Here is a 10,177-nt window from a genome sequence, read left to right on the forward strand (position 1 = left end):
CGCGGCGGGGGCGGCGGGGGCGGCGGGGGCGGCGTAGGGCGCGACCTCCCGGCGCCCGGCTGGCCCCCGATGCCCTGCCGACCTCGGTGCCCGGCCGACCCCGACGCCCTCCGGCGGGGAAAACGCCGCGACGCCGCGGGGTGCCCGGCCTATGCTGCGCGCATGCATGTGATCGTCCTCAACGGCGGGTCCAGCTCGGGCAAGTCGAGCATCGCCGGGCGCCTCCAGGAGTTGCTCCCGGAGCCGTGGCTGCACCTCGGCACGGACACCATGGTCGACGCGCTGCCGCCCTCGCTGCGCAGCGGCGGCGAGGGGATCGGCGGACTGGAGGACGGGGACGGCACGGTCCGGGTCGGTCCGGTGTTCGCGACGCTGGACGCCGCCTGGACGGTCGGGGTGGCGGCGATGGCCCGGGCCGGGGCGCGGATCGTGGTGGACGAGGTGTTCCTCGGCGGCACCACCTCGCAGGCCCGGTGGCGGGCGGCCCTGGAGGGCCTGGACGTGCTCTGGGTCGGGGTGCGCTGCGACCCGGCGGTGGCCGCGGCCCGGGAGGCCGCGCGCGGCGACCGGGTGGCGGGGATGGCCGCCGCACAGGCGGAACCGGTGCACCGGGGCGTCGCGTACGACCTGGTGGTGGACACCTCCCGCGCCTCCGCGGCGGACTGCGCGCAGGTCATCGCCGCACAGGTCGAGGCCGCGCGGGCGACGGCCGGCGCGCAGCCCGACGCCCGTGCGGGCACCGCCTCATAGCCCTTCGCGCTACTCCCGGTCGAGCAGCACGGTGAGGTAGCACGCCATCTCGTCGCGCAGTTCCTCCGGCGCCGGGATGTGCCAGTGCCCGCTGCCCGCCGTCGCGTTGAACAGCACCCCGTCGCACCAGCGGATCAGGCGGCGGGCGTCCGCCGTCGGGTCGGCCGAGCCGCACCGCGCGAGCAGGACGGCGGCGAAGTCGGCGAAGCGGGTGCCCAGACGGTCGTAGACGGCGCGCAGTTCGGGCCGCCGGGTGGCCTCCAGCGCGAGCTCCAGGCGGGCCAGGGTGAGCCGGCGTCCACTGGTGAGCGCCCGGTACAGCAGGTCGGCACCGGCCCGCACGAGGAGGGCCCGCGCGGCGGCGGGGTCGGGCGACGCCGCGGCGGGGGCCTGCCCGGTGAGGACCGGGTGGTCCTCGGTCTCCCGCTCGACGATCCGGGTGAGCGCGAGTTCGAGCAGGGCCGCCCTGGTCCGGGCGAGATTGGAGGTCGAGCCGGCGGGCAGGCCGGCCTCCTCGTCCACGGCGCGGTGGGTCAGCCCGCGCAGACCACGCTCGGCGATCAGGGTGACGGCGGCGTCGGCGATCAGGGTCGGGCGCGGGGGCGTCATGGGTCCGATCATGGCCTTTCTCCTGCGGCGATCCCAATTCACTACATCAGTAGTGTCCCGCGAACTACACCTGTAGTACGGTGCTGGCAGACGGACACTACAGATGTAGTCCGAGGAGAGGAGCCCTCCCGTGGACGCCCAGCAGGACAGGCGGCAGCGCAGGCAACAGGACGGCAGGCACCAGACCGGCAGGCAGGCGATCGTCATCGGCGGCGGCATCGGCGGGCTCACCGCCGCGCTCGCCCTGCACCGCCAGGGCGTTCCGGTACGCGTCCACGAGCGCGCCGAATCTCTCGAACCGGTCGGCGCCGGGCTCGTCCTGGCCCCCAACGCCCTGCGCTCCCTCGACCGGCTCGGCGTCGGCGGACGGCTGCGCGCCCTCGCCACCCCGCACCCCGCCGTCGGCCTGCGCCATCCCTCCGGCCGCTGGCTCGCCCGCACCAGCACCTCGGCCCTGGAGGCCTGCTTCGGCGACATGATCGCCGCCGTCGCCCGCGCCGACGTCATCGCCGCCCTGGTCGACGCTCTCCCTGAGGGCACCCTCCGCACCGGCTCGCCCGCCACGCTCGTCACCCCCGGCAGCGCCGCCGAGCCCGCCGTCGTCCGCACCGGTGACGGGGAGGAGAGCGCCGCGCTGGTCGTCGCCGCCGACGGCATCCGCTCCGCGACCCGCGGTCTGCTCTTCCCGCGGCACCCCGGCCCCCGCTACAGCGGCTTCACGAGCTGGCGCACCATCGTCGCCCCCGACCGTCACCCGGCCACCGCCGGCGAGGTGTGGGGCCGCGGGCGCCTCGCCGGGATCGTCCCGCTCGCCGACGGCCGGGTCTACGTCTACGGCGCCGCCCTCGCCCCGGCCGGCGAGCGGGCCGCCGACGGCGACGAGCGCTCCGAACTCCTGCACCGGTACGGCGACTGGTGCGCCCCGGTGCCGCAGCTGTTCGCCCTGGCCGAGCCCGGGCGCGTGCTGCGCCACGACGTCTGGGACCTCACCGACCCGCTGCCCGCCCACCACCACGGCAGGGTCGCCCTCCTCGGCGACGCCGCCCACGCGATGTGCCCCTTCCAGGGCCAGGGCGCCTGCCAGGCCATCGAGGACGGGCTCGTCCTCGCCTCCCTGCTCACCCCCGCCACCGACCCGGCCGCCGTCCTGCCCGCCTACACCGCAGCCCGGCTCCCCCGCACCACCGCGGTCGCCGCCGGCTCCCGTCGCATCGGCGGCCTCGTCGCCCTCCGCTCGCCCGCCGCCACCTGCCTGCGCACCGCGGCCCTCACGCTCGCCGGACTCCTCCCCGCCCGCGCCCTGCTCGGCCCCTCGGCCCGGACGTACGACTGGCAGCCACCGGTCCTGGGCGGAGTGGGGTGAGAGCAGCGCGGACACCGGCCACCGGCAGCCGAGTGCGGTGGACTACGCGTCGGCGCCCTGCGGATGAAGGGGCGAGGCATGGACGGAGTGGACGGCACGGGCCGCCTCGTCCACCACGTACCGCACCCGGCCTCCGGAGGTCACTTGGTCCGCCCACCGCGGCAGCTCGACGCCGCCGAGGACCCGGGTCGCCAGGCGCCCCCTGAGCCGGTGCCGCCGGTGCCACCGGTCAGGGCCCCGCCCCGAGAGCGGACTCGTCCGCAGTGCCTCGAAGCAGCGACAAGCATTCCCTGACTCTTCGGCGCACAGCTCGCTCCAGCCCTTGCACTCCAGCCCTCGGCAGCCTCGCCCGGACCGAACCGAAGGCGCCATTCGCCGCCGACCGGTGGCGGCGGGATCTCGTCGCCGCGCTTGGGACCCGCGGCTTGACCACCTCACCGTGATCGTCGCCGGGCAGGGGCCGGATCCAGGGGGAGACCGCCGGAGGAGCCGGCAGGACGGCCCGCACGGCCCGCACGGCCGAAGCCAACACCGACGGCGGCGGCAACACCGACACCGACGCCGGCGAACTACCGGCGGTGTGCGCCGGGCGCGCGGCGGCGAGCCACGCGCCGGACGTCCGCGTCACGCGCCCTTGCCGAAGGTCCCCCTGAGCGGGTCGCCCCGGTGACAGGCGGCGCAGCGCACCCGGGTGTAGATCGCCACCGGTCCCATGAAGACGTCCTCCCGCCCGTCGGCCGGAGACGCGGAGGCGGCCGGCTTCCCGCAGTCGAGGCAGACCCGTCGGGAGCGGGCGGCGACGGAGCAGGCGCGGCAGATCAGGTGGGTCGGGTGTTCCGCGTGCACGACGACCGGCTGCGGCCCGCCGTACAGCAGGTGGTCGCACCACGTACAGGACTCGTCCGCCTGCGACGCCAGCATCCGGGCCCTGGTCTCCTGCTGCCACTTCGCCGCGTTCTGCAGCGGCACCCTCACCGGCGGCCCCCACCCGGCGGAGGTGAGCCACTGGGCGCCCTCCGCACCGGCGGCCCGCAGCTGGTCGTCGACGGCGATGTCCCTGGGGGTCTTCTCTTTCATCGGGGCCTCTCCTCCGGTGGGCTTCCACGGGGGATAACGCCGCCGGGACACCGCTGGACACGCGGCCCGTCGGCCGCGGCCGGCGGAACCGCAGGCGAAGCGCGTACCGAGCGCCCCCGGAGCGCGCCGGCCCCGGAGCACGTCGGCTCCAGAGGACGTCGGCTCCGGAATGCGCCGGCCCCGGCTCAGAGGATCGGTTCGGTGTCCCCGTGCGCGACGAGGAGCTTGCGCAGCAGGGCGTCCAGCCGGGCGCGCTCGTCCTCGTCGAGGGCCGAGAGGATGCGCTCCTCGTTGCGGACGTGGCCGTCCATGGCGCCGTCGATCAGCTCCTTGCCGGCCGGGGTGAGGCGGACCAGGACGGCGCGGCGGTCGGTCGGGCAGGGGTTGCGCTCGACCAGGCCCTTGGCGGACAGCCGGTCGACCCGGTTGGTGATGGCGCCGGAGGTGACCATCGCGGACTTGAGCAGCGCGCGGGCGTTGAGCTCGTACGGCTCGCCGGAGCGGCGCAGGGTGGCCAGGACGTCGAACTCGGAGGAGTCCAGGCCGCAGCGGGTGAAGTACTCGCGCAGGGCGTTGTCGACCCGGACGTTGAGCCGTCGCAGCCGGCCGACCAGGGCCATCGGCCCGGAATCCAGGTCGGGGCGGGCCCGGGCCCACTGCTCGACGATGTCGTCCACGGTGTCGCGCTGCTGCATGCCCGCCGCCTTCCGGAGCCGTCTGTGCGAAGCCGCCGGGTCGCCCACCCGTTCGAAGCCGGCCGGGCAACCCGATGCAGATATCTTAACATTCACATACTTGACGTTCGCTAACTCTCAGGCGTAAAAATACCTCAACGTTCAGATAATCAACGTTCAGGGGAACGTCATGGCCGTCATCGACCGCAAGCGCGCGGGAATCGCCGCCACCGCCGCACTCGCCCCGGCCGCCTGGGGCACCACCTACCTCGTCACCACCCAGCTGCTGCCCGACGGCCGCCCGCTGCTGCTCGCCGCGCTCCGCGCGCTCCCGGCCGGGCTCCTCCTGCTGCTGATCGGCCGCCGACTTCCCAAGGGGCGCTGGTGGGGGCGCGCAGCCGTACTCGGGATGCTCAACATCGGGCTGTTCTTCCCGCTGATGTTCGTCGGCGCGTACCGCCTGCCAGGCGGCGTCGCGGCCACCATCGGGGCGATCCAGCCGCTGCTCGTCGCCGGGTTCTCCATCGGCGTGCTGCGTGTGCGGCCGGGCCGGCGGGCGGTGGCCGCCGGACTGGTCGGAGTCGGCGGGGTCGCCCTGCTGGTGCTCAAGAGCGGCGCGCGGCTGGACGGCGTCGGGATCGCCGCGATGGTCGCCGGGATCGCGCTGATGGCCATGGGCACCGTCCTCACCCGCCGCTGGGGGCGCCCCGAGGGCGCCACCCTGCTCGACCTCACCGCCTGGCAGCTCCTGGCCGGCTCGGTCTTCCTCGTCCCGCTCGCCGCCCTGGTCGAGGGCGCGCCGCCCGCCCTGAGCGCCGCCAACCTGGCCGGCTTCGCCTACCTCGGCCTGTTCGGCACCGCGCTCGGCTACGTCCTCTGGTTCCGCGGCATCCAGCAGCTCGGCGCCGGCCCGGCCTCGTTCCTCGGCCTGGTCAACCCGGTCGTCGCCACCCTCGGCGGCCTCCTCGTCCTCGGCCAGACCCTCACCCCCTGGCAGGTCCTCGGCCTCCTCCTCGCCCTCGCCGCCCTGCTCGCCGGCCAGTCCCCCGCCCGCCCCACCCCGGCACCGGTCGCAGCACCGGCCCCCGCCCCCGTCCCCGCCGCGACACCCGCTCCGCTCCCCGAACCGGCGGCCGCCCACTGAGAGTCCTCGCACACCTGCGCCCCGCCGAACCCTCCCGGCGGGGCGCAGACACGTACGGCGGGGCGGTGGGCGACGGGCGGCGCCTGACGGGCCTCGCGACCGGCCGGCGGCACAGCGGAAGCGACCTCCCGGAGCGCCGGGCCGGCGGCCCGGCGCCACCGCCCGCCCACAGGAGTCACGGCCCCGCTGGGACAACCGGCGGTTCAGCCGGTGGCGCGGATGTAGATGTCGGCGGCGCCGGCGAGGCCGCCGGGGATGGCGGCGACGTAGATGCGGCGGGCGGTGGGGGCGTGGGCGGGGAGGTCGGTGGGGGTCGGGTCCGCGGTGGGGGTGGGGCTCGGTGCGGGAGTGGGGTCTTCCGGCGCGAGGTCGGTGGCGGGAGCCTGGTCCGCGCTGGGGACCGGATCGATGTCCGGGTCCACGGGGTCGGCGGGGTCGGCGGCGAGCTGGCCGGCCTCGGCGGCGGGGGCGACCTCCGGCGAGGGGCTCTCGCTGGGCGTCGCGTCGGCGGACGGGGCGACGGACGGGGTCACGGGCACCGTGGACGGGGCGGTGGCGGGCGGCGGCGAGGACTCGGGGAGTTCCGAGGCCTCGGCCGGCTCGTCGCCGCCGAGCGCGGCGAGCAGGTCGGGTGGGAGCGGGGCGACCGGTCCCGGCGTGGGGAGGTCGTAGGCGCTGAGGAAGTCACCGAGGCCGGGGGCCCTCCCGCCGCCGAGGCGGTAGTGCAGGTAGGCGACCGGGGCGCCGTCCGAGGTGTGGGTGTAGACGGCGCCGACCGGGACGTAGAAGCGTCCTGCGCCGGGGTGCTGGGAGGGGTGCAGGCCGGCCAGGCGTTCGGCGCGGTCCCGGTCGGTCTCGCGGCCGGTGCGGCCGACGGTGAACGCGTTGACGCCGCGCACCACGAGGGCGGCGGCGACGGACACGCAGAGCACCAGTCCGACGGCGACGGTGCGCCGCAGGACCGGTCGGCCGTGCAGGGCGGGCCAGGAATCGGTCACCATGCGTTCGGGCGGGATACCGTCCACGGTTGTCTTGCTCCCCCGTTCGATCAGGGCGCTCGATCGGGACGTCCGGCCGGTACGCCCGGCCCGGACGCTCGATCGGCACGTCACACTCTGCTCGACGTGGGACCGTAGCCGAGAGTTCCTCAGCCCAGGTAGGCGGGGGCCACCGCGGCCTTGGTGACCTGCTGCGCGCTGCCCGAACCGTCGGCCGCGACGGTCCACAGGTCGGCACCGTAGTCGCCGGGCAGGGCGTACACCAGGGTGCCGTCGCCGGACCAGAGCGCCTGGTCGTCGATGTTGCGCTGCTCGGCGGTGGCGGTCTCGGTCATGGTGGCGAGGTCGAGCACGTAGAGCCGCCACGGGGCGTCGACGGGCAGGCCGGGGACGCGCTTCTTGTACGCGACCCGGGTGCCGTCCGGGGAGAGCGAGGGGCACTCGACGTTGTCGTGCAGGGTGGTGAGGGTGCGGGCGGCGAGGTCGCCGCGGACCAGGTGGGTCCGGCCGGCGCTGGCGAGGGTGGCGTAGAAGGTGTTGTCGTCGGCGAAGGTGACGCCCCAGATGTTGACGTCGTGCGCCTGGTACGGGTGACCGTCCAGGACGACCGCGAAGTCCTCCAGGTTCTCCCGCAGGTTCCAGTCCCTGACGTCCACGATCGAGGTGCGGGTGGAGAAGTCGCTGCCCGCGTACGAGTCGCCGCTGACGAAGACCGTCCAGGCGGCGAGGTGCCCGGAGGGCGAGACCCGGGAGCGGGTGGGGATGCCGGCGGCGGGGAAGGACCGGAGTTCGCGCAGGTGGTCGTCCAGGACCACGGCGCGGTAGGTGTCCTCCAGCGCGCCGTGCTGGGCCTGGAGGCAGATGCCGGTGCCGGCGGCGGCGTGGAAGCGCAGGCACTGGACGCCGGAGGCGGTACGCGGGCCGTCGGGGCGGTCGGCGGGGACGGTGGTGATCTCGTCCCGGTGCGGGCCCCAGGCCATGTTGCGGAACAGCAGCTGCCGTCCGTGGGCGGACGCCCCGAGCGACACGGCGCCGGAGGCGACCTCGGGACCGCCGGGCTGGACCTGGTCCCGCCGGGCGGTGCGGTCGGCGGCGTGGAGCACGGCTCCGGTGCCGACCGCACCGAGCAGCACGACGGCGACCAGCAGGATGATCACCCTGGTCCGGTTCTGCGGGTTCACGGCTTCTCCTCGGCGGCGGGGGCGGGTTCGGACGTGCCGGTGACGGGCCCGGCCGCGGTTCCCGGTCTCCCGTCACCGGCGGCGGCCGCATCGGCTTCGGACGGGCGCAGCACGGCCGCCGCGCCGAGCACGCACAGCGCCAGCGCCCCCGCCGACCAGCCCAGCGCCGCCGGGCCGCCGACCATGCCCCACAGCGCGCCGAACAGCAGCGAGCAGGCGAACCTGGCCAGCGCCTGCCCGGTACCGACCAGGGCGAGCCCGGCGCCGCGCTGCCCGGCGGGCACCGTGTCGGCGGCCGCGGCGGCGAGCACGCCGTCGGTGGCCGCGTAGAAGGTGCCGTGCAGCAGCAGGACGCAGAGCGCCGCCGGCACCCCGCGCAGCGGCGAGAGCAGCAGCCCGTACGCGAGCAGCAGCACCCCGTGCCCGGCGAGGAAGAGCCGGTGGCGGCCGATCCGGTCGGCAAGCGCGCCGAGCGGGACGGCGAGCAGCAGGAAGGCGGCGGCGGTGCCCAGCGGCAGCAGCGGGAACAGGCCGACGGGCAGGTCCAGCCGGCGCTGGACGAGCAGGTAGAGGAAGGAGTCGCTGACGGTGGTGAGGCCGAGCAGGACGGCGCAGAGCGTCAGCCGGCGCAGGCCCGGCAGGCGCAGCAGCGTGAGGCTGTCGCGGAGCGAGGGGGTGGAAGTCGACAAGTCGTCACGACTGCCGCGGTTCGGCACGAACAGCAGCAGGACCAGCACGCCGAGCGCCGCGACGCACGCGCTGACCGTGAACACCGCGTCGTAGCCGTGCCGCTCGCCGCCGTCGGCGAGCAGCGGGCCGCCGGCCAGCCGCAGCACCAGGAAGGCGGTCAGCGGGCCGAGCAGGGCACCGGCCGTGTCCATCGCCCGGTGCACGCCGAACGCCCGGCCGCGGTGCGCGGGTTCGGTGGCCAGCGAGATCATCGCGTCCCTGGGTGCGGTGCGCAGGCCCTTGCCGGTGCGGTCGACGGCGATCACGGCACCGATCAGCGGGACGGTGTGGACGAACAGCAGCAGCGGACGGCACAGCGCGGACAGCCCGTACCCGACGGCCGCGACGGCCTTGTGCCGGGCGGCGCCGTCCCGGCCGCGGCGGTCCGCGAGGTGGCCGCCGACCAGCCGGACCAGGGCGCTGAAGCCGTTCTGGATGCCGTCGAGCAGGCCGAAGCCGAGCGGGGAGAGGCCGAGGCCGGTGAGCAGGTAGAGGGGGAGGACGGCGGTGACCATCTCGGAGGAGATGTCGGTGACCAGGCTGACGGTGCCGAGGGCGATGACCGCCCCGGGCACGGTGCGCAGGGCGGCGCCCCGCCGGGCCTGACCGGTGGCCGGCGCGTCGGGGGCCTTCGAACTGCGGGAGTCCGCGACGTACACGGGCGTCAGTTCCGGATTCCGGTGGTGGCGGTGCCGCGGCCGGCCGGGCCCCGGGCGGGACTCGCGGGGGAGGAGCAAACGGAGGCAGGGGCACCGGCGGTGGGCGTGCCTGGGGTGCGCGGTCGTGCGAAGGCCATGGGGGGTCCTCCGGATGTCGGGGCTTCCCGGGCGGGAGCGCCGAGAACAGTAGGAGCGCCGCGGTGTCGTGTACCTCACAACGGAGGTGAAGAACAGGCGAACAGCTGCCGCGCCGGGCGGGCCTGCCGGAACGGACCGGCGCCGGAGGCCACACCTGTCGCGATTGACCCGTTCCGGCCGGGCGTGGTGGGATCTCCGGAGCTTGTGACGAAGGAGTGCGGCACGTGATCGGACTGGTCGCAGCCATCCCGGCCGACGGGCCCGAGGACGCCCCGGTCCTGCGGATCGCCGCCCCGGACGACCGGCGCGACGGGCACCGCCGGGACGACCGGCACGACCGGGACGACCGGCACAGCGAGTACGAGCGAAACAGCGAGTACGAGCGGGATACCCCGGGCAGCGGCCTGCCGGTCCTCCCCCGCACTCTGGTGGTCGGCATCGGCGCGAGCAGCCGCGCCGAGCGGACCGAGGTGCTGCGGCTGCTGACGGACACCCTCGCGGAGGCCGGCCTGGCCCGCTCCGCGGTGGCCCGGCTGGCGACCGTGGCGGGCAAGGCGGACCACCCGGCGGTGCGCTGGGCGACCGAGCACCTCACCGGGGTGCCGGTGGACGAGTACCCGGCGGCGGCGCTGGCGGGAGTGCCGGTGCCGAACCCCTCCGCTGTGGTCGGCGCGGCCGTCGGCACCGCGAGCGTGGCCGAGGCGGCGGCGCTCGCGAGCGCGCCGGGCGGGCGGCTTGTGGTCGCCAAGCGCAGGTCGGCGGGAGCGACGGTCGCGATCGCCCGGGCGACGGTGCCCGGACGGATCGCGCTGCTCGACCTCGGCCCCGGATCCGCCCTCGGCCCCGGACCCGACC

General features: G+C 76.0%; 10 protein-coding genes. 4 read left to right on the top strand and 6 right to left on the bottom strand.

Annotated elements, in window-relative coordinates; translation table 11 throughout:
- The first annotated feature begins 168 nt into the window (after nucleotides 1-168).
- Nucleotides 169-750 carry a chloramphenicol phosphotransferase CPT gene (gene cpt / locus BU198_RS09585; RefSeq protein ID WP_188295422.1) on the top strand — a complete coding sequence of 194 codons (582 nt, stop codon included), beginning with the start codon at nucleotides 169-171 and terminating at the stop codon, nucleotides 748-750.
- Between the two features lie 9 nt (nucleotides 751-759).
- Here the strand turns inward: cpt and BU198_RS09590 are convergent, their stop codons facing one another.
- Nucleotides 760-1,371, bottom strand: a complete 612-nt coding sequence (locus tag BU198_RS09590) for a TetR/AcrR family transcriptional regulator (protein WP_223243899.1) — start codon at nucleotides 1,369-1,371, stop codon at nucleotides 760-762.
- 118 nt (nucleotides 1,372-1,489) lie between these two features.
- Between BU198_RS09590 and BU198_RS09595 the strand changes: the two genes are divergently transcribed.
- A complete protein-coding gene (locus BU198_RS09595; protein ID WP_188295418.1) occupies nucleotides 1,490-2,722 on the top strand; it encodes an FAD-dependent monooxygenase in 1,233 nt (410 codons plus the stop codon).
- A 624-nt stretch (nucleotides 2,723-3,346) separates the two neighbouring features.
- On the opposite strand, the gene BU198_RS09600 is transcribed toward BU198_RS09595, so the two are convergent.
- On the bottom strand, nucleotides 3,347-3,799 hold the full coding sequence (locus BU198_RS09600) for a hypothetical protein (protein WP_188295417.1): 453 nt from the start codon (nucleotides 3,797-3,799) through the stop codon (nucleotides 3,347-3,349).
- A gap of 185 nt (nucleotides 3,800-3,984) precedes the next feature.
- On the bottom strand, nucleotides 3,985-4,494 hold the full coding sequence (locus tag BU198_RS09605; RefSeq protein ID WP_188295416.1) for a MarR family winged helix-turn-helix transcriptional regulator: 510 nt from the start codon (nucleotides 4,492-4,494) through the stop codon (nucleotides 3,985-3,987).
- Between the two features lie 169 nt (nucleotides 4,495-4,663).
- On the opposite strand from BU198_RS09605, the gene BU198_RS09610 reads away from it, so the two are divergent.
- On the top strand, nucleotides 4,664-5,617 hold the full coding sequence (locus BU198_RS09610; protein WP_188296420.1) for an EamA family transporter: 954 nt from the start codon (nucleotides 4,664-4,666) through the stop codon (nucleotides 5,615-5,617).
- Between the two features lie 203 nt (nucleotides 5,618-5,820).
- On the opposite strand, the gene BU198_RS09615 is transcribed toward BU198_RS09610, so the two are convergent.
- From BU198_RS09615 to BU198_RS09625, 3 genes are all read right to left on the bottom strand, one after another.
- Nucleotides 5,821-6,618, bottom strand: coding sequence for a hypothetical protein (locus BU198_RS09615; protein ID WP_188296421.1), 798 nt, complete (start codon nucleotides 6,616-6,618; stop codon nucleotides 5,821-5,823).
- Nucleotides 6,619-6,764: 146 nt separating this feature from the next.
- Nucleotides 6,765-7,796, bottom strand: a complete 1,032-nt coding sequence (locus tag BU198_RS09620) for a TolB family protein (RefSeq protein WP_188296422.1) — start codon at nucleotides 7,794-7,796, stop codon at nucleotides 6,765-6,767.
- A complete protein-coding gene (locus tag BU198_RS09625) occupies nucleotides 7,793-9,184 on the bottom strand; it encodes an MFS transporter (RefSeq protein ID WP_188296423.1) in 1,392 nt (463 codons plus the stop codon). The genes BU198_RS09620 and BU198_RS09625 overlap by 4 nt, the downstream gene beginning before the upstream one ends.
- Before the next feature lie 362 nt (nucleotides 9,185-9,546).
- Between BU198_RS09625 and BU198_RS09630 the strand changes: the two genes are divergently transcribed.
- The coding region (locus tag BU198_RS09630) for a cobalamin biosynthesis protein (protein WP_188296424.1) at nucleotides 9,547-10,177 on the top strand (631 nt) is incomplete at its 3' end.

This window comes from Streptomyces sp. CBMA156, assembly GCF_014596515.1.
Lineage (GTDB): Bacteria > Actinomycetota > Actinomycetes > Streptomycetales > Streptomycetaceae > Kitasatospora.